The organism is Pseudooceanicola batsensis HTCC2597 (assembly GCF_000152725.1).
Classification (GTDB): Bacteria; Pseudomonadota; Alphaproteobacteria; order Rhodobacterales; family Rhodobacteraceae; genus Pseudooceanicola; species Pseudooceanicola batsensis.
This window is the reverse complement of the sequence record NZ_CH724132.1, coordinates 16,240-41,211: the sequence shown is the minus strand read 5'-3', so window position 1 is coordinate 41,211 and position 24,972 is coordinate 16,240. Positions and strand designations below refer to the sequence as shown.

34 protein-coding genes are annotated in these 24,972 nt (G+C 61.2%); 22 read left to right on the top strand and 12 right to left on the bottom strand.

Annotation, left to right across the window (positions count from 1 at the left end; all coding sequences use genetic code 11):
- Window positions 1-2: 2 nt before the first annotated feature.
- The 6 genes from OB2597_RS20350 to OB2597_RS20325 are packed head-to-tail and all read right to left on the bottom strand — an operon-like array spanning window position 3 to window position 4,142.
- Window positions 3-1,376, bottom strand: coding sequence for a M23 family metallopeptidase (locus OB2597_RS20350; RefSeq protein ID WP_007803467.1), 1,374 nt, complete (start codon window positions 1,374-1,376; stop codon window positions 3-5).
- Complete coding sequence (locus OB2597_RS20345) at window positions 1,373-1,999, bottom strand: SCO family protein (protein WP_007803468.1); 627 nt, start codon at window positions 1,997-1,999, stop codon at window positions 1,373-1,375. The genes OB2597_RS20350 and OB2597_RS20345 overlap by 4 nt, the downstream gene beginning before the upstream one ends.
- Complete coding sequence (locus OB2597_RS20340) at window positions 1,999-2,469, bottom strand: copper chaperone PCu(A)C (RefSeq protein ID WP_008327335.1); 471 nt, start codon at window positions 2,467-2,469, stop codon at window positions 1,999-2,001. The genes OB2597_RS20345 and OB2597_RS20340 overlap by 1 nt, the downstream gene beginning before the upstream one ends.
- A gap of 22 nt (window positions 2,470-2,491) precedes the next feature.
- Complete coding sequence (locus OB2597_RS20335) at window positions 2,492-3,151, bottom strand: DsbA family protein (protein WP_007803472.1); 660 nt, start codon at window positions 3,149-3,151, stop codon at window positions 2,492-2,494.
- Window positions 3,148-3,570 carry a disulfide bond formation protein B gene (locus OB2597_RS20330; protein ID WP_007803474.1) on the bottom strand — a complete coding sequence of 141 codons (423 nt, stop codon included), beginning with the start codon at window positions 3,568-3,570 and terminating at the stop codon, window positions 3,148-3,150. Before OB2597_RS20330 ends, OB2597_RS20335 begins: the two co-directional genes overlap by 4 nt.
- 5 nt (window positions 3,571-3,575) lie before the next feature.
- Entirely contained in the window at window positions 3,576-4,142 is a 567-nt protein-coding gene (locus tag OB2597_RS20325; protein WP_007803475.1) for an SCO family protein, read from the bottom strand.
- 213 nt (window positions 4,143-4,355) lie between these two features.
- Between OB2597_RS20325 and OB2597_RS20320 the strand changes: the two genes are divergently transcribed.
- The 7 genes from OB2597_RS20320 to OB2597_RS20290 all read left to right on the top strand — a co-directional run bounded on the left by OB2597_RS20320 (window position 4,356) and on the right by OB2597_RS20290 (window position 9,950).
- Window positions 4,356-4,784 (top strand): MerR family transcriptional regulator, encoded by a 429-nt coding sequence (locus OB2597_RS20320; RefSeq protein ID WP_007803476.1) that lies wholly within the window; start codon window positions 4,356-4,358, stop codon window positions 4,782-4,784.
- Between the two features lie 82 nt (window positions 4,785-4,866).
- Window positions 4,867-5,487, top strand: a complete 621-nt coding sequence (locus OB2597_RS20315) for a cation transporter (RefSeq protein WP_008327361.1) — start codon at window positions 4,867-4,869, stop codon at window positions 5,485-5,487.
- A gap of 69 nt (window positions 5,488-5,556) precedes the next feature.
- Window positions 5,557-6,120 carry a transglutaminase-like domain-containing protein gene (locus OB2597_RS20310; RefSeq protein WP_007803479.1) on the top strand — a complete coding sequence of 188 codons (564 nt, stop codon included), beginning with the start codon at window positions 5,557-5,559 and terminating at the stop codon, window positions 6,118-6,120.
- Window positions 6,110-7,075, top strand: a complete 966-nt coding sequence (locus OB2597_RS20305) for a cation diffusion facilitator family transporter (protein WP_009807491.1) — start codon at window positions 6,110-6,112, stop codon at window positions 7,073-7,075. The genes OB2597_RS20310 and OB2597_RS20305 overlap by 11 nt, the downstream gene beginning before the upstream one ends.
- Window positions 7,047-7,358, top strand: a complete 312-nt coding sequence (locus tag OB2597_RS20300; protein WP_007803481.1) for a SpoIIAA family protein — start codon at window positions 7,047-7,049, stop codon at window positions 7,356-7,358. The genes OB2597_RS20305 and OB2597_RS20300 overlap by 29 nt, the downstream gene beginning before the upstream one ends.
- 353 nt (window positions 7,359-7,711) lie before the next feature.
- Window positions 7,712-8,407 carry a hypothetical protein gene (locus OB2597_RS20295; RefSeq protein ID WP_238529769.1) on the top strand — a complete coding sequence of 232 codons (696 nt, stop codon included), beginning with the start codon at window positions 7,712-7,714 and terminating at the stop codon, window positions 8,405-8,407.
- A gap of 181 nt (window positions 8,408-8,588) precedes the next feature.
- Window positions 8,589-9,950: an IS1182 family transposase gene (locus OB2597_RS20290; RefSeq protein ID WP_040610021.1), complete on the top strand. Its 1,362-nt coding sequence runs from the start codon at window positions 8,589-8,591 to the stop codon at window positions 9,948-9,950.
- Here the strand turns inward: OB2597_RS20290 and OB2597_RS22120 are convergent.
- A complete protein-coding gene (locus OB2597_RS22120) occupies window positions 9,939-10,472 on the bottom strand; it encodes a hypothetical protein (protein WP_154653349.1) in 534 nt (177 codons plus the stop codon). The two genes, OB2597_RS20290 and OB2597_RS22120, sit on opposite strands and share 12 nt — an antisense overlap.
- A gap of 273 nt (window positions 10,473-10,745) precedes the next feature.
- Between OB2597_RS22120 and OB2597_RS20280 the strand changes: the two genes are divergently transcribed.
- The 4 genes from OB2597_RS20280 to OB2597_RS20265 all read left to right on the top strand — a co-directional run bounded on the left by OB2597_RS20280 (window position 10,746) and on the right by OB2597_RS20265 (window position 14,572).
- The gene (locus OB2597_RS20280; RefSeq protein ID WP_009807494.1) at window positions 10,746-12,500 is read left to right on the top strand and encodes a copper resistance system multicopper oxidase; all 1,755 of its coding nucleotides are present in this window, start codon (window positions 10,746-10,748) and stop codon (window positions 12,498-12,500) included.
- A 110-nt stretch (window positions 12,501-12,610) separates the two neighbouring features.
- Window positions 12,611-13,246: a copper resistance protein B gene (locus OB2597_RS20275; RefSeq protein ID WP_009807495.1), complete on the top strand. Its 636-nt coding sequence runs from the start codon at window positions 12,611-12,613 to the stop codon at window positions 13,244-13,246.
- Window positions 13,247-13,328: 82 nt separating this feature from the next.
- Window positions 13,329-13,691, top strand: a complete 363-nt coding sequence (locus tag OB2597_RS20270) for a copper resistance CopC family protein (protein WP_009807496.1) — start codon at window positions 13,329-13,331, stop codon at window positions 13,689-13,691.
- Window positions 13,692-13,693: 2 nt separating this feature from the next.
- Window positions 13,694-14,572 carry a CopD family protein gene (locus OB2597_RS20265; protein WP_009807497.1) on the top strand — a complete coding sequence of 293 codons (879 nt, stop codon included), beginning with the start codon at window positions 13,694-13,696 and terminating at the stop codon, window positions 14,570-14,572.
- A gap of 47 nt (window positions 14,573-14,619) precedes the next feature.
- On the opposite strand, the gene OB2597_RS22330 is transcribed toward OB2597_RS20265, so the two are convergent.
- Genes OB2597_RS22330 through OB2597_RS20255 form a run of 3 tightly spaced genes read right to left on the bottom strand, consistent with a single transcriptional unit; the run spans window position 14,620 to window position 16,118 of the window.
- On the bottom strand, window positions 14,620-14,763 hold the full coding sequence (locus OB2597_RS22330; protein WP_009807498.1) for a response regulator: 144 nt from the start codon (window positions 14,761-14,763) through the stop codon (window positions 14,620-14,622).
- A gap of 3 nt (window positions 14,764-14,766) precedes the next feature.
- Window positions 14,767-15,267 carry a signal peptidase II gene (lspA, locus tag OB2597_RS20260; RefSeq protein WP_009807499.1) on the bottom strand — a complete coding sequence of 167 codons (501 nt, stop codon included), beginning with the start codon at window positions 15,265-15,267 and terminating at the stop codon, window positions 14,767-14,769.
- Window positions 15,264-16,118, bottom strand: coding sequence for a cation transporter (locus tag OB2597_RS20255; RefSeq protein WP_009807500.1), 855 nt, complete (start codon window positions 16,116-16,118; stop codon window positions 15,264-15,266). Before OB2597_RS20255 ends, lspA begins: the two co-directional genes overlap by 4 nt.
- Window positions 16,119-16,174: 56 nt before the next feature.
- On the opposite strand from OB2597_RS20255, the gene OB2597_RS20250 reads away from it, so the two are divergent.
- Window positions 16,175-16,519 (top strand): ArsR/SmtB family transcription factor, encoded by a 345-nt coding sequence (locus OB2597_RS20250; protein ID WP_009807501.1) that lies wholly within the window; start codon window positions 16,175-16,177, stop codon window positions 16,517-16,519.
- Entirely contained in the window at window positions 16,516-16,704 is a 189-nt protein-coding gene (locus tag OB2597_RS21580) for a multicopper oxidase domain-containing protein (RefSeq protein WP_084658968.1), read from the top strand. Before OB2597_RS20250 ends, OB2597_RS21580 begins: the two co-directional genes overlap by 4 nt.
- Window positions 16,705-17,383: 679 nt before the next feature.
- Here the strand turns inward: OB2597_RS21580 and OB2597_RS20245 are convergent.
- Both OB2597_RS20245 and OB2597_RS20240 read right to left on the bottom strand, forming a co-directional pair.
- Window positions 17,384-17,641 (bottom strand): helix-turn-helix domain-containing protein, encoded by a 258-nt coding sequence (locus OB2597_RS20245; RefSeq protein WP_040610014.1) that lies wholly within the window; start codon window positions 17,639-17,641, stop codon window positions 17,384-17,386.
- A gap of 124 nt (window positions 17,642-17,765) precedes the next feature.
- Complete coding sequence (locus tag OB2597_RS20240) at window positions 17,766-18,017, bottom strand: hypothetical protein (RefSeq protein WP_193371894.1); 252 nt, start codon at window positions 18,015-18,017, stop codon at window positions 17,766-17,768.
- Window positions 18,018-18,227: 210 nt separating this feature from the next.
- Between OB2597_RS20240 and OB2597_RS20235 the strand changes: the two genes are divergently transcribed.
- From OB2597_RS20235 to OB2597_RS20200, 9 genes are read left to right on the top strand one after another with little or no spacing between them, the layout of a single operon-like run.
- Window positions 18,228-18,596, top strand: coding sequence for a hypothetical protein (locus tag OB2597_RS20235; protein ID WP_009807505.1), 369 nt, complete (start codon window positions 18,228-18,230; stop codon window positions 18,594-18,596).
- Window positions 18,597-18,639: 43 nt separating this feature from the next.
- The gene (locus OB2597_RS20230) at window positions 18,640-19,260 is read left to right on the top strand and encodes a lytic transglycosylase domain-containing protein (RefSeq protein ID WP_009807506.1); all 621 of its coding nucleotides are present in this window, start codon (window positions 18,640-18,642) and stop codon (window positions 19,258-19,260) included.
- A complete protein-coding gene (locus OB2597_RS20225; protein ID WP_009503803.1) occupies window positions 19,257-19,550 on the top strand; it encodes a TrbC/VirB2 family protein in 294 nt (97 codons plus the stop codon). Before OB2597_RS20230 ends, OB2597_RS20225 begins: the two co-directional genes overlap by 4 nt.
- A complete protein-coding gene (locus tag OB2597_RS20220) occupies window positions 19,543-19,821 on the top strand; it encodes a type IV secretion system protein VirB3 (protein WP_009807507.1) in 279 nt (92 codons plus the stop codon). Before OB2597_RS20225 ends, OB2597_RS20220 begins: the two co-directional genes overlap by 8 nt.
- Window positions 19,811-22,186, top strand: coding sequence for a VirB4 family type IV secretion/conjugal transfer ATPase (locus tag OB2597_RS20215; protein WP_009807508.1), 2,376 nt, complete (start codon window positions 19,811-19,813; stop codon window positions 22,184-22,186). The genes OB2597_RS20220 and OB2597_RS20215 overlap by 11 nt, the downstream gene beginning before the upstream one ends.
- A complete protein-coding gene (locus tag OB2597_RS22325; protein ID WP_193371893.1) occupies window positions 22,183-22,350 on the top strand; it encodes a hypothetical protein in 168 nt (55 codons plus the stop codon). The genes OB2597_RS20215 and OB2597_RS22325 overlap by 4 nt, the downstream gene beginning before the upstream one ends.
- Window positions 22,340-23,494, top strand: coding sequence for a lytic transglycosylase domain-containing protein (locus OB2597_RS20210; RefSeq protein ID WP_193371892.1), 1,155 nt, complete (start codon window positions 22,340-22,342; stop codon window positions 23,492-23,494). The genes OB2597_RS22325 and OB2597_RS20210 overlap by 11 nt, the downstream gene beginning before the upstream one ends.
- The gene (locus tag OB2597_RS20205; RefSeq protein WP_040610012.1) at window positions 23,494-24,303 is read left to right on the top strand and encodes a type IV secretion system protein; all 810 of its coding nucleotides are present in this window, start codon (window positions 23,494-23,496) and stop codon (window positions 24,301-24,303) included. Before OB2597_RS20210 ends, OB2597_RS20205 begins: the two co-directional genes overlap by 1 nt.
- Window positions 24,304-24,318: 15 nt before the next feature.
- Entirely contained in the window at window positions 24,319-24,972 is a 654-nt protein-coding gene (locus OB2597_RS20200; RefSeq protein WP_009807512.1) for a virB8 family protein, read from the top strand.

Sequence of the window (24,972 nt, the reverse complement as noted above, 5' to 3'; positions counted from 1 at the left end):
GATCAAAGCCTTTCGGTTGTCGTCTGTGCAAATTCGCTGGCGAGCCTCTCAGCAAGAAGTGAACGCGCCTCACGCAGTCGCTCAAGCGCGGCCGTGTCGTCCGCTTCACGCTCGGCCGCCTCTGCCAATCGGTCGTCAGAGAGAGGGTCGGTTGGGCGACCGTCCACCAGCACTTCGTAATGTAGGTTGGGGCCTGTCGCGGTACCCGTCGCACCGACCCGCCCGATCATATCTCCGGCCATCACGCGTTGCCCTTGTGTGAGCCCGTCCGGTACGGCGCTCAGATGCGCATAGCGCGTCAGGGTGTCGGAGCCATGAGCGATCTCGACGACCCGGCCATACCCACCGCGTCGGCCGATGAAGCTAACGCGGCCCGGCGCCGTCGCCTGTACCGGCGTGCCGCGCGCCGCCGCGAAGTCGACTCCTGTGTGCATCCGTACATTGCCGTAGACCGGATGGGTGCGGCGCCCGAACACAGAACTCAGCCGTGCACCTTCGACCGGTTGCGCAAACACGCGCAGGACTTCTCCGTCGACATAGATCGTCGCTTGGCCGCTGCCGTCGTTCGGCCAGACGATTTCATAGACCGAGCCATCGATATCCAGTGCGGCAAAGGCAAGCTCGGGCTGACCAATCCTCTTGTTCCCGTCTCGGGCCTCGCGCCAAAGGAGGCGCATCGTCTCGCCACCCGCAAGATCACGACGGAAATCCACGGTGCCGCCCAGCATCTGCGCCAGGTCCACCGCAAAACGGGCGGGGATGTCTGCCGTGTTCAGGGCGGCGAAAATCGAGCTCTCGATCACCGCCTCGCCGGCGAAAGTCACCAATTCGGGATCCGGGTCCAACACGCGGGCGGCAAGCTGTTCGCCGAAGACCGCCTCTATCCGGACACCGTCTTCGACGGCGAGCTCTACACGACGCGGGTTGTCGTCCGTTGTGGAAACCACCGTAATGATGTGACCCGGACGCAGACGGCGCAGATCGTATTCCGTGCCAATCGCCAAGGCGATTTCGGCGCGATCCGAAGCATCCAGCCCCGCATCGGAAAGGACCGCATCAAGCGTCTCGCCGGACGCAATCTCCCGCGACCAGGTGACCAGCGGGGGCTCGATAGATGGCAAGGAGGTATCAGCGGGGGAAACGGTCAGGAGCGGCCGGGGTCTGAACTCGAATGCGATATCCGCCTGGGCGAGTGTAGGGCGGACCGAATTGGTTTCGGTAATCCGAGGCGGCGCAAGCGGATTGGGAGTCCAGAGGGTCGCTTCAGCAATCGCAGGGGGCACCGGTTCTTTGGACAGAACGCCAGAGATGGCGATGGCGGTCACCGAAAATGCGCCTGCGACCGCAACGGCCGCCAAGACAGTTCTTATCTTCATGTTGCCCCCTCTACGTCTTCTGTCAGTGCGCGCTGGATCTTCGGCACCGCGAATTCTCTTTGCTCGTGATAGTCGATCATGGTGACGAGCTCACCCTCGGCATCGAACAGGAATACGCTTGCCGTATGGTTCATCGTATAGCCGCCGCCCTCAGTCGGGACGCGCTCAAATGAGGCACGAAACCCTTCTGCAGCGCGGGCAATTTGGTCTTCCGGCCCCGTCCAGCCACGAATGACCGGATGAAAATAGCCGACATATTCGGCCATGGCCTCGACCGTGTCCCGCTCCGGGTCGACCGTGATGAAGACCACGTTCATCTCTGATGCTTCGTCGCCCAGTTCCTCAAGCCAGCCGGAAATATCCGATAGGGTCGTCGGGCAGACGTCCGGGCAGTAGGTGAACCCGAAAAACACCATTGTGGGACGACCGATCAGGTTGCCAGGCCCTACCTCATTTTCCTCGTGGTCGGTCAGCCGGAACTCCATCGCCGATAGGGGCAGGGGCCGCTGCCCTTTTGGTTCAGGCGCACCGGGCCCGTCCACCCGCCACCAGCCCACGAAGAGCGTCAGGCCAAGAACGCCGGCACCGGCTGCGCCGTATAGAAGGAGCTGCCGACGTTGCATCAGCCCTCCGGTCCACGCGCGGCGATTCCGAGGATTGGGACCTCGACCGTCACCTTGCCGCCATCCGAGAAGGTCAGTGTCAGCGGGAAATTCTCGCCTTCGGTCATCGGCTCTTGCAGCTTCATGAGCATGGCGTGCAACCCGCCCGGCTCCAATGCCACGCTTTGGCCGGGCTCAATCGTGATCTCGCCTGCAGGCGCCATGGAACTGACGCCATCGGAGTTGGTTTTCGACTCATGGATCTCGGGCATCATTGCCAGCGGTGTCGCAAGTCCGGTCAGCGTAACGGCGTCTTCACCCGTGTTGCGCACGGTCATATAGGCGGCACCTGGCCTGTTGACGCCGATCGAGGCGCGGGACCACGCATTCTCGACCACGACATCCTCCGAACCGGCCAGTGCGGGGGCCGACAGCCCTGCAACCGTCAAAAGCACGGCCAATGCATTGGTATATCTCAACTTCTTCACCACTCGTTTCTCCTGCCTCCGCAAATCAGCTTTGGCTTGCCGCAACTTCCACTGCCACCAGCCTCTGCAATTCGGCCTCACCGAACGGATCGAGAGGCTTGCCGTTCACGAAGAACGTGGGCGTTTGGCGGACCCCGACTGTCTCGACATCGGCGCGGTCCTGGTTGAGCACCGCCACAACACCGGGGGCCAGCATCTGTGTCCGGGCAGCTTCGACATCCAGACCTCCGCTTGCTGCAATCTCAAGGATCAATCCGGGTGCCGGGGTCCCGTGAGACGCCCATCTGGGCTGCTCTCGCAAGACTGCCTCGAGCACAGGTTCAAACACGTCCTGCATGCGCGCCGCCTCGAGCACACGGATCGCTTCTACCGACGCCTCGCCGTGAAAAGGCGTATAGCGGATTACAACGCGCACCGCGTCTCCGTGCTCCGCCATGATATCCTCGACGACCGGATAGAAAGCGCGGCATGCCTCGCAGGCCGGGTCGAAGAATTCAACGATGGTTACGGGCGCATCCTCGGGCCCGAGGATCGGGGAATAGGGTCGGATCAGCGCGTCGGCCATTTCAGGGTCGATGGGATCGGACGCGGCAATCGGGTCGGGGCGGGTGGCATACCAGGCGGCACCGCCGAAACCGGCGACCCCGAGCGCGAGAACGGACAGGATGAGGCCGCGTCGTTTCATTTTTGTGTTTCCTTCAGTGAGAGAGCCGACAGCAGACCGATCATCGCGAAGGCGACGAGCGCCATCAAAGGAATCGGAATGCCGAAGACCAGTTGATTGTCGTCGGTACAGGATGGGCCGGTCGCCGTGCAGGGCTGGATACGCTCGGGGATAACGCCGACATAGAGGCCCAAGTGCCAAAGCGCGACGGCGGCACCGCCCAAAGCCAGCGCGATCCCGTAGCGACCCACGCGCCGATCCTGCCACCACAGCCCAAGCCCGAGGATGATGGCCAAGGGGAACATGAAGGCACGCTGGAACCAGCAGAGCACGCAAGGTGTCTGCCCCAGAACCTCGCCGATGAAGAGCACGGCAAGCGACGCGGTGAGCGCGATGATCCAGGCCAGGCCAAGGGCCGTCTCTCCGGAAAGTCGGGTCATGACGATCAGATCCTCTGTCTCAGATCGGCGAGGATCTCTTCGGCGGGCGTGCCGTAGGGCCAGGAGTCCGCGAAGCCTGCTTGCGTGTCGAAAAGGAAAAGATGCGACGTGTGACCCATCGTGTATCCGCCCGGCGCAGTCGCCTGCTCGATCCGCTCAAAGAATATCGGAAAGGTTTCGGATGTCGCGGCGATCTGCTCCGGTGTACCGGTCAGCCCGATGATCCCTGCGTCGAACAGGGGCACATACTCGGCAAGTGCAGTCGGCGTATCCCGCTCCGGATCAATCGTTATGAAAATCGGCTGAACCATTGCTGCCTCATCGCCCAGGCCCTCCATCACGGCCGCGACTTCGGACAGTGTTGTCGGACAGACGTCGGGGCAATTGGTGAAGCCAAAGAAGACCAGCATCCAGCGCCCTGCGAAATCTTCGTCCGTTTGGACCATGCCGCGATGATCGGTCAGTTCGAAATCAGCAAGAAACGGTGGTTCACTCTCGGTGCGGGCAAGATCGGCACGGTAGTCGGACCATAGCAACAGCCAGATGAAAACGAACGCCGCCGCGCCCGCCAACACCCACAATACCTTCTGAAGACCTGAAAGCCTCACGCCGCTCCGCCCGAACCTGATTCTATATTTTGTGTGCGTTTACATCCTCTAGCTACTGTAGGTTCAAGCGTGATTGTCATCGATCGGCCAACAATCACCGATCTGTGAAACTCGGGTGAAGCTTGTGATGCGCACCGCATAAAGCTACACCCACTGTAGGTAATGTGGGGAGCGGAAATGCTGACGATTGGGACGCTGGCGAAGAAGACCGGAACAAAGGTGCAGACCATCCGGTATTACGAGCAGATCGGACTTATGCCTGAGCCCGGCAGGACCGAGGGGGGCCAACGACGCTATGGCGACGCCGAACTCGACCGCTTGTCATTCGTCCGGCACGCACGGCAACTGGGGTTCTCGTTGGACGCGATCCGTGAGCTCCTCGATCTCAGCGATCATCCGGGAAAGTCCTGCGCTGAGGCGGATGCAATAGCCCGTCGGCAACTCAAACAGGTCGAGCAACGATTGGCGCGGCTCGAGGCGCTGCGGACGGAATTGAAGCGGATGGTGCATGAGTGCAGCGGCGGACAGACTTCTGATTGCCGTGTGCTCGAGGTACTGCGCGACCATTCCGAATGCCTGACCGACCATGAAGAGATCGGCGCCTGAGCAATTTCGACGACCTTTGATCGGAACGCAAAAAGCCCGGTGTTAGTTACTCATTGGCAATTCACTAATTTGGATACCCGGCATGGCGGAGCAGAGAAACGCAACGGAAAGACGCACACTCTGGATCGTGCTGGGTCTCAACATCGGGCTGGCAGTCGCTTTCTTCGCCTCGGGCGCATTCGGCGAGTCAAGCGCGCTTATCGCCAATGGCCTCGACAATCTGTCGGACAGTTTCGTCTACGCGATCAGCCTCTTCGCGCTGTCCCGCTCCGCCAAGTGGAAGCGCGGAGCGGCGAACGTTTCGGGCGGCCTGCTGATCCTCTTCGCCCTTGGAATCCTGTATGACGCGTGGCGCCGCTACGTCGGCGGATCGGATCCTCTTGGCACGATCATGATTGTCATGGCGCTGGTAGCGGCGGCCATCAACGCACTTTGCGTCTGGCTGCTGGCACGGCTTCGCGATCCAGACGTAAACATCCGAGCGGCGAATACGTTCAGCTGGAACGACTTCGCGGCCAATCTCGGAATCGTCGTCGCAGGCGGGCTCGTAGCCTGGCTCGGAACGAATTGGCCGGACCTTGTCGTGGGCGTGATTGTCGCCGGCATCGCGGCCTGGGGTGGCGTCGGAATCCTGAGAGACGCGCATGGTGAACACCACAAGGCGGTGCACAATGACGATCAGGTAACCAAGGACTCGGCCTGAAATCGGGGCTTGAAGCTACAGTGACTGTAGCAACTACATATTCTCGTGAACGATTCGAGGAGGTATCCCGTGAACCCCGCCGACCCTCATTTGGCCAAAACCCGGCTGCTGGATTTTGACGCGACCTCAATTGCAAAACTGATCGAGGAGCGCGGCTGGGCAGACCTTCCCAGCGACGACCGAATTGGGGCCATCTACGATTTCGTCAGGAACGAGATTACCTTCGGCTACAACCGCGCCGACGACATTCCGGCGTCCGAGGTCCTCGCAGATGGCCACGGGCAGTGCAACACCAAGGGCACGCTCCTCATGGCCCTGCTGCGTGGCGTGGGAGTTCGCTGCCGACTGCACGGGTTCACAATCCACAAGGCGCTTCAGAGAGGCGTCGTTCCGGAACTCGTCTATCCCCTCGCGCCGTCCGAAATCCTCCACTCCTGGGTAGAGGTGGACTTGGGCGACGGATGGGTCAATCACCGCCAGAACTTCGGATTTGTGCGCGACTTGCTCTATCGCCACGTCATCCGTCACTGGATGAATGCCAGGGTTCGCCGCATCCGCCGCGGAATCTTGCCGCCGGTCCCCGGATTCGATCGGCCGAACCACCGCCATGAGGAGACGAACCGTGCCGCATGATCACGGCCACGCCCACATCGATCCTCAATCCGGTGATCGTCGCGTCTCCATCGCCATCTGGGCCAACGGCCTCCTGACGGTCGCGCAGATCGTCGGCGGGATCCTTTCCGGCAGCCTCGCGCTGATCGCGGATGCCCTCCACAATTTCTCGGACATAGCGTCGCTGGTGATCGCCTTCTTCGCGCGTAAGATCGCTCGCCGCCCGGCGGACAAGCGCATGACCTTCGGCTATGGGCGGGTAGAAATCGTCGCAGCGCTCATCAACTACACGACACTTATCCTGATCGGCTTCTACCTGATCTACGAGGGTGGCATGCGCATGATCGACCCACCAGAGGTACAGGGCTGGACGGTGGTGATCCTGGGCGGTGTGGCACTGGTCGTCGACACGTTGACGGCGCTGCTCACCTATTCGATGCAGAAAGGCAGCGTGAACATCCGTGCGCTCTTCCTGCACAACCTATCGGACGCTTTGGCCTCCGTGGCGGTCATCATCGGCGGCTCGCTCATCCTCCTCTACAACATGCGGTGGGTCGACCCGGCGATCACCATCGGCATCGCTCTCTACATCCTCTACCTCGCATTTACCGAGATCGGCGGTCCGATTCGGACGCTGATGCTCGGCAGTCCACCGGACATCGATAATGAAACCGTCGTTCAGGCGATGCGGGGTGTGGATGGTGTCGCGGACGTTCATCACGTGCATCTGTGGCAGATGCAGGAGCACGAGGCGGCTCTGGACTGCCACGTCGTGCTGACAGCGGACGGCTGGGGTCAAATCGAAAAGATCAAGGCCGCGATCAAGGACCGGCTGAAGGACGATTTCAGCATCGGTCATTCGAGTCTGGAATTTGAGCACGAAGACCGCGCACACGAAAACGCTGACCTTTACGGTCACGGCAAACCGGAAAAAGAGGAGGAAAACCATGTTCACCGAGACACTGACAGCTCATGACGACACGATTGGCCTCGCCTGCGAGGGCAAGCTCAGCGAAAGCGACCTGAAACGGATGCACGCCCTGCTTCATGAGCGCCTGCAAGAGACAAGTAAGCCCGGCCTGGTTCTCGATCTCACGAGGTTCGAAGGCTACGATGGGCCGTCCGCTCTGCTCGAAGATCTGAAAATCGACACAGCCCATAGGAATGACTTCCGCCGCGTCGCTGTGGTGGGCGAAGGGGCTTTGTTGGAGTGGGGAACCAGGTTCGCCGACGTGCTGACCACGGCAGAACTCCGTTAGTTCGACCCGGCGGAAATGAAGGCGGCAATCGCCTGGGCAAGTGAAAGGTAGAGTAGCTTTCAATCAGATGCCTTCGCAGAAGACAGCATCTGTTCGAAACCATAAACAAAAGAACTACAGCAGTTGCGAGACCCAAGAGCAATCCGAAAGTTCTGAACATGGTCGCTCCTTTCGCAAAGGAGTAACTTTGGTACGGTGGCACTGCCCTTGCCGGGGCATTATCAAATCGTAATGTTTTAGCGGCTCAGGGCGCCAGTTGGTTAACATAAACTTCATTATGCGTCTTTATACTTAGTGTTGCGATAGTATATTATCGTATGTATGCTGAACTCCTATCACGGAGGCTCCACAGCATGCGCCATTTACTCAAGAAGCTCCTCCCCTCGGTCGCAGTCGCTTTGACCGTGACAGGTTTTTCGCTGCCGGTACCCGCCCGCGCGCAGACATACCCGATCGATTGCGCGATCCTCCTGTGCCTGTCTGGCGGCTGGCCTGCTTCCGTCCCTTGCGCCCGAGCCCGCGCCGAATTCATCCGGCGGATTACGCCTTGGCCGGTGGAACCCCCACTGCAAATCTGGCGCTGTCCCATGGGCGCGTCCTATGAGAGCGATCGGCAATCAAACAATGCTGACCGCATCATTCAAGCCTTGTACCGGACCGACAGCCGTCGACCGCTCCAATCCTTGCCAGTAGATAATCTCGTTCCCACAGATTTCACCCTGCGGCTTGTTCAGGACCGCGCGGACATCGATATCAGCGGGCCAGAGTTCAATTTCGTTCGGTCCATCCGCGTCTTCGATGTACGGTATGCACGACAGCACGATTCCGGGCGCGATGGGGATTGTAACCGAAGCGCGACCGTGGTCCTCGGCACCTACGGGACCCAAGGCGATTTCTCATGGCAGCGATCTTCCATAACTGCCCTGCCCGAGGCCCATGTGGGACTTGAACGTTGGGGCCAGAATTGCCCGGGTATCTATCACCGATCTGTCTTCGTCGATTGGCGTGACTATGAGGGCAACTACGGCTTCGAACAGGTGAACTACTAGCGCTGACAAAGACAGCTTTGCCATCATGCTACGAGAATTTGAGCGTTCTGAGTTGCTCAAATACCGGCCCTTCGCTGCTTTCGGTGCGTATGTCCGGAGAGCGGAGATTGTGTTGAAAAACTCCACTTGAGTGATGGCTTGGCTGCTGATTCACTTCTCCTGCGGCATGGGAGAACTGACGATGATGGGGTCGAAGCAGGTTGCGCAGGGCGCGCTGTTCTACGAGTTCACGATAGAAGACCATGTCCCGGCGGATCATTTGCTCAGGGGCATCGACCGTTTCGTCGATCTCGGTGATATGCGCCACCATCTCGCGCCTTTCTACAGCACGACAGGTCGGCCATCGATTGATCCCGAGTTGATGATCCGGATGCTGATCGTCGGCTACGCCTTCGGCATCCGGTCGGAACGGCGGCTTTGCGAGGAAGTACATTTGAACTTAGCGTATCGCTGGTTCTGTCGGCTCGACTTGGCCGATCCGGTGCCCGACCATTCGACCTTCTCGAAGAACCGGCACGGACGGTTCCGTGAGAGCAATCTGTTCCGACATCTCTTCGAGGCGGTGCTGGCGCGCTGCATCGCCGAGGGCTTGGTGGGTGGCGAGAGTTTCGGGGCGGATGCGTCGCTGATCAAGGCGGATGCCAGCCGTTATACCAAAGCGGATTTCTCGGAATGGTCGGCGGAAGACGGGGCCAGCCGAGCAACGCAGGAATACCTCGACACCCTCGACGACGCGGCTTTCGGCGCAGCCACGCCCGTGAAGCCGAAGGCGATCTCGCCTGCCGATCCCGCCGCACGGTTTACCGGAGCCAACGGTGACAGACCCTTCTTCGCCTACAGCACTAACTACCTGGTGGATCTGGACAACGCGATCATCGTCGACGTCGAGGCTACCGTTCCGATCCGGCAGGCCGAGGTCGGCGCCGTGCGTGACATGCTGACGAGAACCAGAGAGCGGTTCGACCTTCATCCGGACACGCTGGCCGCGGATACGGCCTACGGCACGGCCGAGATGCTCGGCTGGCTCGTCGACGAACAGAACATCGAACCGCACATCCCGGTCTTCGACAAATCCGAGCGCAAGGACGGCGCGTATCCGGCCACCGACTTCGCCTACGATGAAGCGGCAGACGAGTACCACTGCCCCGGAGGCCATGCGCTGAAGCCCTACTGGCGGGACATCTCGAAGGGCCGACCAGAGTTCGGAAAGGACGGCTTCAAGAAATACTTCGCCCGAAAACAGGATTGCGCCGCCTGCGCCCTGAAACCCCGATGCACGCCCAATCAGACGACCCGCAAAATCTCTCGGTCAAGACACGAGCACGCGCGCCAAAAGGCGCGGGAGATCGCCACGACCGACGCATATGTTGCGTCGGGCTATGCCAGGAAGAAAGTCGAGATGCTCTTCGCCCACCTCAAGCGTATACTCGGTCTCGACCGCCTTCGCCTCCGAGGACCGAACGGCGCCAAGGACGAGTTCCACATAGCCGCAACCGTCCAGAACCTCCGCAAACTCGCCAAGCTGAGGCCGTCACCGGCGTGAGACATCAGCAGGAACGCTCTGCCTAACTCGCCGGCCGGAAATTCGGGTCGAGTTTTTCAACACCATCCGGACCTTTCCGCCGTTCGCTGCGCCTGCGACATCTTCAAGAGTGGATGTCGGCGATGCGCAGATAGCGGATAGCGATATCAGCACGCCACTTCCCACATAGTCGTGAGCTTCCAGCAACTGGAGGGCTTCTTTAGACTTGACGACTGACCGCTGAGAAGTGTTTATCCTCGATGGACGAAAGGAAACTGTGTGCTCGGTAGGGTCTTCATCATTCTTGTTGCATTGCAGCTCGTTGTGACGAGTGCATTTGCGCATGTGATGCCGATGGCCGAACATTGTGCAGAGCCTGCTGCGGCTCAGCATGTGCATAGTGACGAAATATCCGTTCTTCAGGATCAGATGGTCGACACTGCCTTCGAGACTGAGCAGCAGCCCAAGCCAATGGGACTGCTTCATTGTGCCAGCGTTGCTTGCACAGATCAGTCTGGAAATACGTCTGCTATCGACCTGCACAAAGACTTCCGGATCGCGGACCTGAATCCAGCCGAACCGAGCATGGCTCTGCAGTCCGTTCTTCTCTCCTTCCTTCGGCCTCCTCTGGCCTGAGCGCGCCTGTACGGCGTTGATTGCGGCGTGCCCGAGCGGCGACGTCCGGCAATCCGATCATTTGCGGTCTTCTTCAGTTTCGAACCTCTGGCCCAGCTGATCCTTCTCCCTCCCTTCACTGCTCGGCAGTGATCTCCTCTTTGCGAGGCCATGTTTTTGGTCCGCGCTCACGGAAAACACATGAAACACACGAACTTCCTGCGGCCTCTCGCCGTAGTGCTGGGGCTTGCCCTCGGACTGCCCGCGCAGGCTGGCACCTATGACATCACCGTCGACAAGGTCCGGATCGACACCGGAACCTTCAAGAAGAACGGGATCGGCTACAATGGTAGCCAGACTCCTACCATCCTGCACTTCCAGGAAGGCGAAGACGTCGTCATCCGCGTGAAGAACAATCTGCGCGAAAGCACGTCCATCCACTGGCATGGCCTGATCCTGCCGTTCCAGCAGGACGGCGTGCCGGGCATCAGCTTTAACGGCATCAAGCCGGGCGAAACCTTCACCTACCGCTTTCCGATCGAACAGGCAGGCACCTACTGGTTCCACAGTCATTCGGGTTTCCAGGAGCCCGACGGCGCCTACGGCGCCATCGTGATCGCCCCAAAAGGCGGCGAGGCCGTGCCGACGGACCGCGACTACGTGGTGCAGTTCACGGACAAGCATCCGCACAGCGGATCGCGGATCTTCCGCAACCTAAAAGCATCGGCAGACTACTACAACCGGGCGCAACGTACGGCGCAGGACCTGATCGAGGACGCGGGCGCGGAGGGTCTGAAAGCCGCCCTTCAGGATCGGAAGATGTGGGGCGCCATGCGCATGATGCCCACGGATATCGAGGATGTTCAGGGCTTCACGGCGCTGATCAACGGGGCCAGCACCCAGCAGAACTGGACCGGCATCTTCAAGCCCGGCGAGAAGGTGCGCCTGCGCCTGATCAACTCCTCGGCGACGACCTATTTCGACGTGCGCGTGCCCGGTCTGAAAATGACGGTGGTGCAGGCCGACGGCAATGACGTGAAGCCGGTCGTGGTGGATGAGCTGCGCATCGCCGTGGCGGAAACCTATGACGTGATCGTCCAGCCGCGCGAGGCCAAGGCCTATTCGATCATTGGCGAAAGTGCGGGCCGCACCGCGATGGTGCGGGGCACGCTGGCACCGTCCGCAGGCATGGTCGGCCCCTACTACAAGATGCGGCCACAGCCTCTGCTTACGATGGCCGACATGGGGGGCATGATGTCCGGGATGGATCATTCTGGAATGGACATGGGCGGCATGGACATGTCTGGGATGGACCACTCTGGCATGGACATGAGCGGGTTCGACATGTCCGGGATGGATCACTCCGGCCATGATATGAGCAGCATGGATATGTCTGGCATGGACCATTCCGGGATGGATATGGGCGGCATGGACATGTCCGCTGGCATGCCCGTCGTTCCTGCTGAAGGCGCACCGGGCGCTGCCTTCTATGCACCGGGTAGCGGGTTGATCCCGACGGCGGCAAATGGCGGCAAGTTCCTTGGCTACGAAGACCTCACGGCGCGCAAGCCGCTCTACCGTGATCGCCCCGCCACCCGCGAGATCGAGATCCGCCTCACCGGCAACATGGAGCGCTACATCTGGTCCATCGACGGCGTGAAATACGAGGACGCCGACCCGATCCGCCTGAAGTACGGCGAACGCGTCCGGTTCAAGTTCGTCAACGAAACCATGATGGCGCACCCGATGCACCTGCACGGGATGTGGTCGCTCCTCGACACCGGCAAAGGGGCCTATGACCCCGTGAAGCATACGGTCAGCGTGGCCCCTGGAACAACGCTTTACACCGAGACCGAAGTCGATGCCCCCGGCCAGTGGGCGTTCCATTGCCACCTCTCCTACCACATGGCGGGCGGCATGTTCCGCAAGGTTATCGTCGAAGGTGGGCCGTCCTGATGCGCGCGTATTCCAAGGAAAACAATCACATGAAAAAACGACTTCTTGGAACGGCCCTCGGGCTTCCACTTGCGTTGGCTTTTGCACCTGCTGCGATGGCTGACCCAGGAATGTCGCCAACCGTCTGGAGCGTCCGGACCGACAAGCTCGAATACCGGATGGGCGATGAAGAGAACTCCTTTGCCTGGGAATTCGACGCATGGGTCGGAAACGACGAACTGCGGCTCGTCTGGAAGAGCGAAGGCGCGAAGATCGAAGGCGGCGATTTCGAAGAGATGGACAACCAAATCCGCCTCCAGAAACCGATCACCGACTTCTTCGATGGCTTCATCGGGATCGCCGCCTCCACGCCGGACGGCGCGCCCGAGCGCTACTATGGCGCTTTCGGCGTCACCGGCCTCGCGCCACAGTGGTTCGAGGTCGAGGCGGCGCTCTACGTTTCCGAATACCCCTACATCGGGGCGGAGGTGGAGTACGAAGGCCTGCTGACCAACCGGCTGATCCTGACGCCGTCTCTCGAAGTCAGCCTGCCGCTGGCGGATGATCCCGCGCGCGAAATCGCGGCGGGCGGCGGCTCTGTCGAGCTGGGACTGCGACTGAGCTACGACCTGATCGGCCGCAGCGTGTCGCCCTATGTCGGCGTGAACTACGAACGCGCCTTCGGCGGAACAGCCGACATTCTCCGCGATCATGGCCATGAAGTCGACGAGCTGACCGGCGTCGTCGGCATCAACTTCATGTTCTGATTTTTCTGCGCCCTCTCGGCTACTTCGAAGCCGCGGAGAGGGCGCAGCCTTTTCAACCTGAACCAACCAAGGGAGCACCCCAATGAAACTTCGTACTATCCTGACGTCCGCCGCACTGTCGGTCGGTATGGCCCTGAGCGCAGGCGCTGCATTGGCCCACGGCAAGGGCATGATGACCATGCCGGGCAACGGCCAGACGGTCGGCGCGGACACCAAGGTCATGCACCTGATGTTCACCGATCCCATGCAGATCACCACCGTCACGATGGCCGCACCTGATGGCAAGACCTACAAGATCAACGGTCCTGCCGCGAACCAGGCCGTGAAGACCTGGGAAGGCAAGCTGCCGAAGCTCGCACCGGGCAGCTACAAGATCGACTGGCGCGGCATGTCGCCGGACGGCCACCCGATGAACGGCAGCTTCGCGTTTAAGGTCGCTAACTGATCATGGGCGGAGTTCTTGCCGCACTGGAACCGGTGCAGATCGCCTCGATCCTCGTCAAGGCGGGGATGTATGTCAGTGTCCTGCTTGCGGCGGGCTCCGTGATCAACCTCTGGCTCCTGACGGAGCTGGATGCCCCTGCAAGCCGTCGCCTCAGGCGACTTGCAGCATGGTCAGCCTTCGTCGGCATTGTCTTCAGCGCGCTGAACATTCCGCTGCGGGCGGCTTTCTTCTACGGGGGCTTCGGCGGCGCGCTTGATCCGATGATGCTTCAGGTCGCGCTCTTCAGCCCGCTCGGCCTGTCGGTGGAGGCCGAAATTCTTGGCCTTCTCGGCATCGCGACCATCGCGCTCAATCGCGGTTGGACACGACCTGTGGCGGTCCTTGGCGTCATTCTTGTTGCCATCAGTTTCGCGCTGCGTGGTCACGCGACCGAAGATCCGAGGCTGGCGCTTGCAACGCTTTTCGTCATCCACATCCTGGCTGCGAGCTTCTGGATCGGGGGCTTCTATCCGCTCTATGACATGGCGCGGCGCGGCAACGAGGCAGCCTGGCGTACTGTCGAACGGTTCGGTCAGGCAGCGCTTGTCATGGTCGGGCTACTTGTCGTGGCGGGCGTCGTCATCCTGGTGATCCTGGCGGGCGATCCCATCGCGGTCCTGACCCAACCCTGGGGGCAGTTCCTGATGCTGAAACTGGCAGTCGTGGCCCTGCTTCTCGGCCTCGCCGGGCTGAACAAGCTTCGGCTGACCCCTGCCCTGGCCGAGACCGGAAACGCCGGCCCGCTGAGGGCGTCGATCCGATGGGAGGTAGCGGCCTTCCTCGTGATCCTGCTGGTCACCGCGACCTTCACGTCCACAGTCGCACCTGAGCACGTCGGCTAACCCAGAAAGGCACCGGGGGCGTCACGACGACGCCCCCGTTTCTCACCTCAGCCCCCGAGGGCGCGCAGGCCCATCCCGAGCCCCATCACGATCATCATCAGGTTCTCGGTCAAGGAAATGAACCCGAGCGGCACGTTGGAGTTCCCGCCGACGCAGGCACATTTCAATCCGCGCTTGTCGATGCTGGACATCGATTATTTCCCCGTAACGTTTTCTTCTCGGTGGTTACGTTCGGGCTTGTTCTGCGCCGAGCGGAAGCTGTCCCAGAACAGCAGGGCCGCACCGCAGAAAATCGCCACATCCGCAAGATTGAAGGACGGCCAGTGGTATGTTCCGTAATGGAAATCCAGAAAATCCGGGACGGCCTGATAACGCAGCCGGTCGAGGACATTGCCGAGCGCGCCGCCGATGATCAGACCGAGAGCGGCAGCCGTCAGCCTGTCCGGCGCGCGCCACAACCAGATCAGCAGCCATGCCACGATCACGCCAGCAAGCGCGATGAGACCCCACCAAGGCACGATCCCGCCCAGCATACCGAAGCTGACTCCATCGTTCAGAACCCGCACGAGATTGAGAAAGGGTAGAACCTCGACGCCGCGCTCAAGCGCCGGTGTGTTCAGCGCAAGCGCCTTGGTACCCTGATCGAGGCCGAACGCCGCGATCGCGCAGAGCCCGCCCAGAACGCGGCTGTTCATGCCGCTGCCTTCAGATCGGCCCGCGCGTCGCGGATGATCGCCCATGACGAGTGCAGGAACAGCCCGGCGATACCGAAAGCGACGATGAGGTCTGGCCATGCGCTGCCCAGCCACGCCACAAGACCGGCGGCAACGACGACCGCCGCATTACCGATGGCGTCGTTGCGCGAGAAGAGCCAGACGGCCCGCATGTTCGCGTCGCCCTTGCGGAACCGCAGCAGTGGCAGAACGGAGATGGCGTTGACGACAAGGGCGATCATGCCAAGCAGGCCCATGAGACCTGCATCCGGCGTCGTCTGTTCGAAGACCCGGACGATGGTCGTGCCGAGGACGCCAAGACCGAGGAGCCCGAGGAAGATGCCTTGGATCAGAGCCGACCGTGCCCGCCAAGCGAGGCTCCAGCCGATGGCCAGCAGGCCGAGGAAGGTGATCGCGCCATCGCCGATGAAATCGAGCGCATCGGCCTTCACGGCCTGCGATCCGGAAATGAAACCGCCGATCATTTCGAGGACCCCGTATCCCACGTTCAGGATCACGACGATCCAGAGGGCGCGGCGGTAGGCCGGGTCCTGATGGGCAGGATTCGGCGGAATGTCTTCATCGCCATCGATCCGGTCGAAGCCATAGCCTGTCACCGCGACTGCCTTTTCGATGTCCGGCAGGCGCGCTTCGGGGGCATTCAGTGTCATGATGTGAGTTGCGGCCGACACCTTCACATCGCCGGGCGCGACTCCGGCCGACTGTGCCGCCCGCTCGATCTGTGCGGCATCCTTGGCGCAGTCCATACCGGAAACCCGGTAACGGACGGGCGGGGCATCTGCCGTCAATCCGGCACTTTCGGTGTTGGCCATGGTCGCGCTATTCCTGCTAGGATGAATCAAAGAACAACATATCAGCGAGGAGTGATATGGCGCAATTCGTCGATGACCGCAAGAGCGCAACCATCGAGCGACGGGCGAAGCTGTTTCGCGGCTTCGCGGACCCGAGCCGCCTGGCCATCCTCGGTGCACTTTGTAACGAGCCATTGGCCGTTCACGAGCTCGTCGAGCGGACGAAACTATCGCAACCCAACGTCTCCAACCATCTGAGGTGCCTGCTGGAGTGCGGGCTTGTCGCCAGCGATCGCCATGGGCGTTTCATCCGCTACCGTATCAGCAGCCCGCGCATCACGGTTCTTCTGAGCGATGTGGACGCACTTCTCGACGTGGTCGCAGAGGGCGTTGAGGCGTGTGACAATTATCGTGAGGCGTGAGTCAGAACGGACGGCCGGTCGACTCGGCGCAGATCGGTTGGAAAGATGTTGTCCGTGTGCAGGGTCCGACCGGAATCCTGCTGAGGTTCGACAAGCTGGCTTCGGAAGAGACACCATTCATGTATCACTGCCACATCCTCGAACACGAGGATGCGGGCATGATGGGGCAGGTTACGGTCACATAACAGGACCCCACCCGCTCGAAACCGGGCGTCGTCAAGAGCTTACGTCTTCTTGCGGCGTTCTATCAGGTGCCGGTGTCGCCTTGTTGAAACGCATTACGGAGTATGTCTAGACCCGAACGGAGAACACCTCGCTAAGCTGCGGGTCCGCCGAAGCGGCCGTCCAGTCGCTCGGCAGCATTCGTCAAAAAGGGCTCCTTCGAGACCTTCGCTGCCATCTACTCCAATGACCGGTACGCTCGCAGACCCTTTCCATCAATATGAACTGGCGGCAGCCTGAGAAGCCTATCCACTGTCACTTTTTCCGATCCGCGTGAGCGCATCGAAGTCGATTTCCTGCTTCTGTTCCGCACCCAGATCTGGCCGGATTTCCGATACCGGCTGAGGCCCATGGACGTCCCACATCACCGCATGTGAGCCTGTACTCCAGCGAAAAACCCAACCAACAACACTGCACCCATCGGTCCCGATCAGATTGGCGATCGCGACGCCCTCACCCCTATCATCGTTCACTGTTTACTGACTTCCTGCACTGTGGCGCTGCGAATTGCGGCGTGGGGTTGCAGAGCGTTCACTACGACCGCGCGCCGGGCTTCTTTGATGTTGGCTAACTGGTCCTCAAGGAGGGAATGATCATCAGACCGGGAAAATGGGTTTCCGTGTTCTCAACAATTCATTGGCTTCAAATCCTGTGGTCGGGCTCCGTGGCGGCTTCAACGATCGCCAGAAGCTGGAACGGATCAAAGCCGATGGCACGCGCCAAAACGACCAGTTCGACAACGTCGACCCGGCGCTGACCGCTTTCAAGACGGGCAATAAGGGATTGGTGGCATCTGAGCCTATCCGCCAAGTCTTTCTGGCCGAGGCCCGCTTTGATGCGCGCGTCGACCAACGCCTGGCAGAGTGCCACTTGCCCTTTGCTTCTGATTGTCTTTGCCACGCGTCACATACCTTTTGTGACGTCGCTAGCGGATGAAATCTGTTATCTAAAAAGTAGATATATGAGGGTGTTATCGGCGTCTGGTTTCCATGGGCTGCAAGTCTGATGCTCCCGAGGTTGCCCATCAATCCCCTACCAATTGCAGAAATCGGCCATAGTCCTCGCTGACTTCGCGCGCTTCCTCGAAGGCGCGGGCGCGCTCGCTGTCGAGGCAACGGAAGTAGCTCTGGATATCCTGGATGTAATCTTCGAAGTCGCCACGGATGATGTCCGAATAGTCCCGCGCGGCCTGCGAATCGCTTGGCATGAAAGGACGGGCCGGGGCGAAGCAGGATTCCGCCAAAACCGGCCCGGGAACGCAGATCAGAAGGGCCAGAGCTTGCAATGGGAGCAGGCCTGTCAACCTTGGGTTTCTCAAACCTGTTATCTCCTTGATCGCAGACACTGGCCGTGACTAGTGTTTGCGTGACCAAACTACAGCTAAAGCACGATATTACATCTTGCGGTTGATAGTATACTATCGTAACTCTGGGCTTCAAGTGGGAATGCCTGGGGTCGCGCCATTGGAGAAAGCGTGAGCCGGGCCATGAACTGGGACATCGAAGCACCAAATGTGGTTACGGAAGCCAGGTTCCGCGAGCTCGTGGAAAGCGGCTATAGCGCAGAAATCCTGTGCCAGGAGTCGGCACATAAGAAAGGCCCCAGCTATTACGGGGTCTGGATCATGCGCGTTGTCTCTGATGACGGGGTGGAAAAGCTCCTGGTCACTGCCCGCACGCGGACGACCTACAACGATATCAAGATCCGCGAGTTCAAGACGATCTCCGGCGTGGTGTCTTTCTTCATTGGCCTTGGTTTTGCGCATGTCGACCTGCCGCTTGAGGCGGGGACAAGCCGTACGCACAAACTTGCGCCGCCAGACAAAGCCCCATCAGACAAGGGCGCTGGCAGCTAACCTCGTCTGTCTCTGGCTGGTCGCAGCACCTGCCTCAGCTCAAATGGTCCTGGTCATGGAGAGCGACGGCTCCCTGATCCCGTCACGCTCCCAAAGCAGCTTTGCTCGACACTACAATGACGGCATTGGTCAGGGATCGGCGTCCGATGGTTTGGCCATTCTTGGCGAGACTGAAGCAGCTTCCGAACCTGACGCGCTGAGGTTTGCGGCACTCGCCCAGCCAGCACCCCTGCCCCGCGCAGACGTTCTCTTAGGCATCGAGGCAACGGCCCTGCGCTATGCCGGCCATCCGGGCCTGCGGCGCGCAGAGCTCTCCGTGAGGGATTGGCTGGCTCTCTACCGCGCCAATATCGAGGTTGAGAGCGCCTACCGGCAGGATGCGATTTCAAGTGCGGGTGCCATTGGCCTTGGTCAATTGATGCCAGCAACTGCGCGTGATCTGGGCGTCGACCCGCGTGATCCGCTGCAGAACCTCGACGGGTCCGCCCGCTACCTCGCGATGATGCTGGAAACCTTCGGCGATCCGCATCTGGCGCTGGCGGCCTACAACGCGGGGCCCGATGCGGTCCGCCAGTATGGCGGCGTTCCCCCCTACCGAGAAACCCAGAACCACGTGGCCCGCGTCATGGCTGTCGTAGCCCGATTGGAAGGATCAAATTCATGAAACAGATTTCAAACCTCTTTGTCGCCTCGCTGGCGCTATTCCTGCTCATTGCCGAACCGGCCCTTGCTCAAAGCATCGATCTCTCCCCGATCCAGAGCCTGTTGCAGGGTATCGTCGATGCGCTGACAGGTCCGCTCGGTGTTGTGATCGCGACGCTCGCGGTCCTCGGCGTTTTCTTGAGCTGGTTCTTCAACATCATCGACCTGCGCCAGGCGCTCTGGGTTCTCGTGGGCATCGCTGGTGTCGCCGCCGCCCCGACCATCGTTGCCGCGGTCTTTGCCGGTGGCTGAGCGCGCGCCTCTCTTCCTCGGCCTCGTGCGTCCGCCGAAGCTCCTGGGCCTGCCCATCATGTATGCGATGGTCTGGCTCTTCGGCTCGGTGCTTCTCTTCGTCTGGGTCCAGCATATTGCGGTGCTGGCTGTCGCGGCTCTGCTCTATCCGGTGCTTTGGAAGGCCGCAGATTGGGACCCGCGCTTCATCGATGTGATGATGACGTCGCTGCAGGAGACACCGCCCACGCGCAACAGGTCCATCCATGGCGGGGACAGCTATGCCCCGTGATGAAGCCCCTGATGCTGCGCTCGATCCCCGCACGATGGCGCCGGAATGGTATGCGCGCGAGACCCGCCTCGCGCATATGCTGCCCTATGTGAGCCTCGTCGATGGCCAGACCGTGCGCACCCGGGTCAATGAGCTCTTCCGCTGCATCCGGCTCGAGGGGATCAACAGCTACACGACGGACGATGCCTATCTCGACAAGGTGACGGCGCTTTTTGCCCGCATCGTCGCGCAACTTGGGCCGGAATTCAGCTATTACGTCCACAAGGTCTCCAAGGCCATCAAACCTGATCTCGACCGGATCCGCGAGGACAGCTTCGCAGGCGAGGTGGACCGGCGCTGGCGCGCGAAACTCGAGACCAGCGGGCTCCGCGACAAGACCCTGACGCTCACCGTCATTCACCGCCCGCCCCCGAAAAGCCTCCTGCCGTTCCTCAGCCGCAGCGCGCCGGATCGCCTGAAAGAGGAGACCCGCAAACGCCTGCAGCGCCTGGGTGAGGCCGTGAACGTCTTCCTGTCAGGCCTTACCGAGCTCAAGCCGCGGGTCCTCTCGGCCGCATCGGGGGAGTTGGTAGGGTTTCTGGGGGCGCTCAACACGGGCACCGAGCTGCCGCTCTACCCGGCCAACACCTACGGCTTTTTGTCCGTCAACGTCGCCAATACCCGCGTGACGTTTCACGGCGATCATTTCGAGCTCTCGGAAGGCGTCGTGGGGCATCGCTACGGCAAGAGTTTCACCATCGGGGAATACTCGGAAGGCACCTCCTGCACCATGTTCGACATGCTGAACCTGCCGGTCGACATGATCGTGACGCACTCCTTCACGCCGATCAATTCGAACCTCATGGCGGGCCGCATCAAGCGGCAAAAGCGCCAGATGCAGGCCAGCCAGGATGCGGCCCTCTCCCTCCTGGAAGCCCTCGACATCGCCGCCGATGATCTCGAGGCCAAGCGCCAAAGCTTCGGCGAGCATCACATGGTCGTGACGCTCTTTTGCGACACGCTCGAAGAACTGCAAACCCTCAGCGCGGAGATCGTGAACGCCGCCGCAACCGAAGGCGTGAAGATGATCGGCGAGCGGGTCGCCGCAAAGGCCCATTACCTCAGCCAGCATCCCGGCAACCAGCCCAAGCGCGTCCGCGCCAGCGCCGTCACCAACCGCAACTTCGCGGATTTTGCGGCCTTCCACCGGACACAGCTCGGCAAACCTGCAGCACTTACCCCCTGGGGCCGGGTCGTCACATATTTGCCCACGCCGGAGCAGAGCGCCTACCGGTTTTCCTATCACGAGCAGGGATCGCCCGACAAAGAACCGACCAGCGGCCATACCCTGATCATGGGGCGGCCTGGGTCCGGCAAATCGGTGCTGTCAGCCTTTCTGATGACCCAGGCCCGTCGCGCAGGGGCGCGGATCTTCGTCTTCGATTACCGTCTTGGCATGGAGATGGCGGTGCGCGCCAATGGCGGGCGCTACGCCTCCCTGAACGCCGGCCAGCCCACGGGTCTCAACCCGCTCTGGACAGAGACCGATGCGCGCGGCACCGCCTGGCTCTCGGATTGGCTCACAACCCTGCTCTACCGCGCTGACAAACCCCTGACCCCGGCGCAGACCAACCGCATCCAGGAGGTCGTGCGCCAGAATGCCCAGGCCACCAATCCGGCCCTGCGGAACTGGCGGGATTTCGCGTCGCTTTTTGTGTCCACCGATGATGGCGGCGATCTGCACCAGCGCCTGCTCGAGTGGTCTGAGGACGGCCGCTACGGCTGGATCTTCGGGCAGAGTCTCGAGGACACGTTCTCGCTCAAGGGCGATGTCGTGGGCTTCGATCTGACCGGCATTCTCGACAGCGAGGCCGACAAGGAACGGATGGCGGTCCTGTCCTATCTTTTCCGCCGGGTCGAGCGCGAGATCGAGGACCGCCGCCCCACCATCATCGTGATCGACGAGGCCTGGAAGGCGCTCGACAACGCATATTTCGCCGAACGGTTGTCAAACTGGCTGGTGACCGCGCGCAAGCAGAACACGGTTGCCGTGATGATGACGCAATACGCAAGCCAGCTCGAGCGCACCCGGACCGGCAAGACCATCGTCGAAGCCGTGCCGACGCAGATCCTGCTGCCCAATATCCGCGCGCAGCCTGCGGATTACGCAATGCTGAACCTCACGGAGAAGGAACTCGACGTCCTTCTCAACACGGGCAGCAACAGCCGCTTGGCGCTGATCCGCGACGATCAGGGCTCGATCGTCGTCGATGCCGATCTGAGCGCCCTTGGCCCCACACTCACCATCCTTGGCGGCATGGAGAAAGGCGAGGCGCTTGTCGGCGCCGATTACCGCGACCGCCCAGATTTTTGGAGGCTTTCATGATCCGTATTCTTGTCGCTTTGGCTGCGCTCGGCGCGCTGGCCTCCTGCACCCAGTACCGGGAGCCGCAGGCGAACTGCTTCACATTTCTTGCGTCCACGGCACCCGACGCGCCCGATTGTGACTTCACGCCCCTTGGCACCCCGGAGGCCGACATTGAAGTCTAGGCTGCCTCATATCCTCGCGTTTTGCCTGCTGCCTGGTCTCGCCTTGTCTCAAGGTGTGCCGACCAATGACAGTGGGCTGACCGCGCGTGACATCGTCGAGACCGGCGATCGCGAGGCAGACTTAGCTGTTCAGGCCGACAAGCTTGCAGTGCGCGAACTCATCGCCGAGATCGAACGGGAGCAGCTGGAAACCCTCCGACGCATCCTCGATGCCCAGACCAGCTTCGGCGGTCAGGGCCTGCCCGCCATGGTCTCGGGGCTGGAAAGCGGCAGCGGCGATCCCGACCGCGCCGTGGAAGCCGTCTATGGAACGGGCGAGATCGATCCCAATCGCGGCGGTGCGCAGATGTTCGGGGATGCGTCTGAGACCATCGAGCAGCTCATCATCCGGGTCGCCCAGGAGACCAGCGGCTTTGCGGGTGTTGGCCGCGCAGGGCTCTCGCCCGTCCAGTGGCGCGCGTTGCTGCAAGCGCTGATCTGGCAGGAAAGCCGGTTTACGATTGGGGCACGGTCTCCCGTCGGCGCCTATGGTCTCACCCAGATCATGCCCGGTACCGCCAGCGATCTGGGCATCAATCCGGAATACTATGACAGCCCCTACCTGCAGGTGCATGGCGGTGCACGCTATCTCGCGACACAACTCAACACCTTCGATGGCAACATCATCAACGCCCTCGCGGCCTATAACGCCGGACCCGGTCGCGTGTTCGAATATGGGGGCGTGCCGCCTTTCGCCGAGACCCAGCACTACGTCACGGTCATTCCCGAACGCTACAATCTCTATCTGAGCCGCATCGGCGGGATAGACGCGCTCGGCACGATCGACCCCGCGCTTCTGGCCAATGCCAACCTCTCGATGACCGGGCATGGCGCGGCTTTCTATGGCAACAACTCGCCCGCCGCGATCAGGCAAGCTGCCCTGCGTATCCAAGACATCGTCACGCGGATTTCCGCGACGGAAGACGTACAGGAAAGCGTCGCGCTCAATACCTATGCCCGCGCCGAACTCGTGCGTCTCGTCGCGGCCCGCATCCGGCTACAGGCGGCGCGGACCCGCGTACTCTCGGCCGAAGAGCTGGCACAGGCCAGCGCCCGCATGGCCGAGGGCGCGTTCATGGAATTCACGATCAGGGAGATAGACTGATGAGAGATTTACTCGTGAGGACGGCCTTGGCCACGACGCTTGGAATTGGCCTGCATCTCGGCACCCTGTCCCCTGCCCTGGCGCAAGGCGTGCCCGTCGTCGACACCCAGAACATCGCACAAAACATCCAGCAGCTGCGGCAGATGATCGAAGACGAGATCCTGCAAAACGAGCAGCTGACGCAGCTCCGCGAACAGCTTGCGACACTCACGGACCAACTCGCGGAGCTGCAAAGAACCTATGAAGCCCTCACCCGCCTTGCCGAACTGCCGGAAATCATCCGCACCGAGATGGAAGACGAGCTGAACGGCCTGCTCGACCAGGAGTTCGGTGATATCCTCGCCACCATCGAAGCCATCAAGACCGGAGACTTCTCTGGCCTCTCTGGCTCCGGCGCGGGCGAGATCGAAACCCAGATGGACCGGGTCCTGGCCGATCTCGGATTTGACGATGACACGCTTTCGGAAATGGCCACCAGCGGCAATCCGGGCGCCAATCGCGTGGCCACACAAGCCACGACCGGCGCGCTCGTCTCGGCCGCGGCCCAGAACAGCTATGAAGATGCCGGCCAATCGCTCGAGCGGGTCGACCGCCTTGTCGGGCTGATCGATGACATGGACGAACTGAAGGAAAGCATCGACCTCAACACACGCGTGACGGCGGAACTCGCCATTGCGCTGGTCGCCATGTGGCAGCTTGAAGCGGTGCAGACCGTGGGTGATGGCACCGGCGGCGTGATCGATGCCGCCACCATCGCCGAGGAACAGCGCTTCATGGACTTTACGCTTCCTGAGTTGCGCGCGGACTGACGTGAGGTGTGACGCGTGGCGAGTGAACAAGAAATCATCGAAGAAGAGCTGGTCTATGGTGCCCTGCGCCGTGAACGGCTCTGGCAGCGCCTTGGGCTCATCGGGCTCGTCTTCGGCATTCTCGGATGCCTGAGTGCGGCGGCTGTCGCAATTCTCGATGTCGATCCGCCGCCTGTGGTCGTGCCCTATGATCCCGCCACCGGCTTTGCCCTGCCCGAGGCTTCAGTGGGCGCGACTTCGGTCACAGCCAACCAAGCCATTATTGAGGCGGAGGTCTTCCGTTACGTTACCGACCGCGAGGTCTACAACCAGCTCGACAACGATCTGCGCATCCGCAGCGTCCTGCGCCGCTCGGACGGTGCGGCCGAGAGCGGGCTGCGCCAGATCTGGAACAGCGCCAACGAGAATTACCCGCCGACAGTCTACGGGCCGAACGCCCGGCTTGATGTGGAGATCCTCAGCATCAACCGGATCGGCACCAACCGCGCCACGGTCCGCCTACGCAAGCGGCTGACCTCGATCAACGGCGTCCAGACTGGGCTTTTCACCGCCACGCTTCTCTTCGAGTTCCGTCCCGAGACCCGCCGCTCCATCGATGAGGTCTGGACCAACCCCTTCGGCTTCACCGTGCTCGAATATTCCATCCGCTCCGACAGATTGGAGAACTAG

Bases quoted from the DNA above. Each gene is read 5' to 3' on its own strand.
- OB2597_RS20350 (WP_007803467.1), bottom strand. From the start codon at position 1,376: ATGAAGATAAGAACTGTCTTGGCGGCCGTTGCGGTCGCAGGCGCATTT.
- OB2597_RS20345 (WP_007803468.1), bottom strand. From the start codon at position 1,999: ATGCAACGTCGGCAGCTCCTTCTATACGGCGCAGCCGGTGCCGGCGTT.
- OB2597_RS20335 (WP_007803472.1), bottom strand. From the start codon at position 3,151: ATGAAACGACGCGGCCTCATCCTGTCCGTTCTCGCGCTCGGGGTCGCC.
- OB2597_RS20330 (WP_007803474.1), bottom strand. From the start codon at position 3,570: ATGACCCGACTTTCCGGAGAGACGGCCCTTGGCCTGGCCTGGATCATC.
- OB2597_RS20320 (WP_007803476.1), top strand. From the start codon at position 4,356: ATGCTGACGATTGGGACGCTGGCGAAGAAGACCGGAACAAAGGTGCAG.
- OB2597_RS20315 (WP_008327361.1), top strand. From the start codon at position 4,867: ATGGCGGAGCAGAGAAACGCAACGGAAAGACGCACACTCTGGATCGTG.
- OB2597_RS20300 (WP_007803481.1), top strand. From the start codon at position 7,047: ATGTTCACCGAGACACTGACAGCTCATGACGACACGATTGGCCTCGCC.
- OB2597_RS20295 (WP_238529769.1), top strand. From the start codon at position 7,712: ATGCGCCATTTACTCAAGAAGCTCCTCCCCTCGGTCGCAGTCGCTTTG.
- OB2597_RS20290 (WP_040610021.1), top strand. From the start codon at position 8,589: ATGATGGGGTCGAAGCAGGTTGCGCAGGGCGCGCTGTTCTACGAGTTC.
- OB2597_RS20280 (WP_009807494.1), top strand. From the start codon at position 10,746: ATGAAACACACGAACTTCCTGCGGCCTCTCGCCGTAGTGCTGGGGCTT.
- OB2597_RS20275 (WP_009807495.1), top strand. From the start codon at position 12,611: ATGTCGCCAACCGTCTGGAGCGTCCGGACCGACAAGCTCGAATACCGG.
- OB2597_RS20270 (WP_009807496.1), top strand. From the start codon at position 13,329: ATGAAACTTCGTACTATCCTGACGTCCGCCGCACTGTCGGTCGGTATG.
- OB2597_RS20265 (WP_009807497.1), top strand. From the start codon at position 13,694: ATGGGCGGAGTTCTTGCCGCACTGGAACCGGTGCAGATCGCCTCGATC.
- OB2597_RS22330 (WP_009807498.1), bottom strand. From the start codon at position 14,763: ATGTCCAGCATCGACAAGCGCGGATTGAAATGTGCCTGCGTCGGCGGG.
- lspA (WP_009807499.1), bottom strand. From the start codon at position 15,267: ATGAACAGCCGCGTTCTGGGCGGGCTCTGCGCGATCGCGGCGTTCGGC.
- OB2597_RS20255 (WP_009807500.1), bottom strand. From the start codon at position 16,118: ATGGCCAACACCGAAAGTGCCGGATTGACGGCAGATGCCCCGCCCGTC.
- OB2597_RS20250 (WP_009807501.1), top strand. From the start codon at position 16,175: ATGGCGCAATTCGTCGATGACCGCAAGAGCGCAACCATCGAGCGACGG.
- OB2597_RS20235 (WP_009807505.1), top strand. From the start codon at position 18,228: ATGAACTGGGACATCGAAGCACCAAATGTGGTTACGGAAGCCAGGTTC.
- OB2597_RS20230 (WP_009807506.1), top strand. From the start codon at position 18,640: ATGGTCCTGGTCATGGAGAGCGACGGCTCCCTGATCCCGTCACGCTCC.
- OB2597_RS20225 (WP_009503803.1), top strand. From the start codon at position 19,257: ATGAAACAGATTTCAAACCTCTTTGTCGCCTCGCTGGCGCTATTCCTG.
- OB2597_RS20215 (WP_009807508.1), top strand. From the start codon at position 19,811: ATGCCCCGTGATGAAGCCCCTGATGCTGCGCTCGATCCCCGCACGATG.
- OB2597_RS22325 (WP_193371893.1), top strand. From the start codon at position 22,183: ATGATCCGTATTCTTGTCGCTTTGGCTGCGCTCGGCGCGCTGGCCTCC.
- OB2597_RS20205 (WP_040610012.1), top strand. From the start codon at position 23,494: ATGAGAGATTTACTCGTGAGGACGGCCTTGGCCACGACGCTTGGAATT.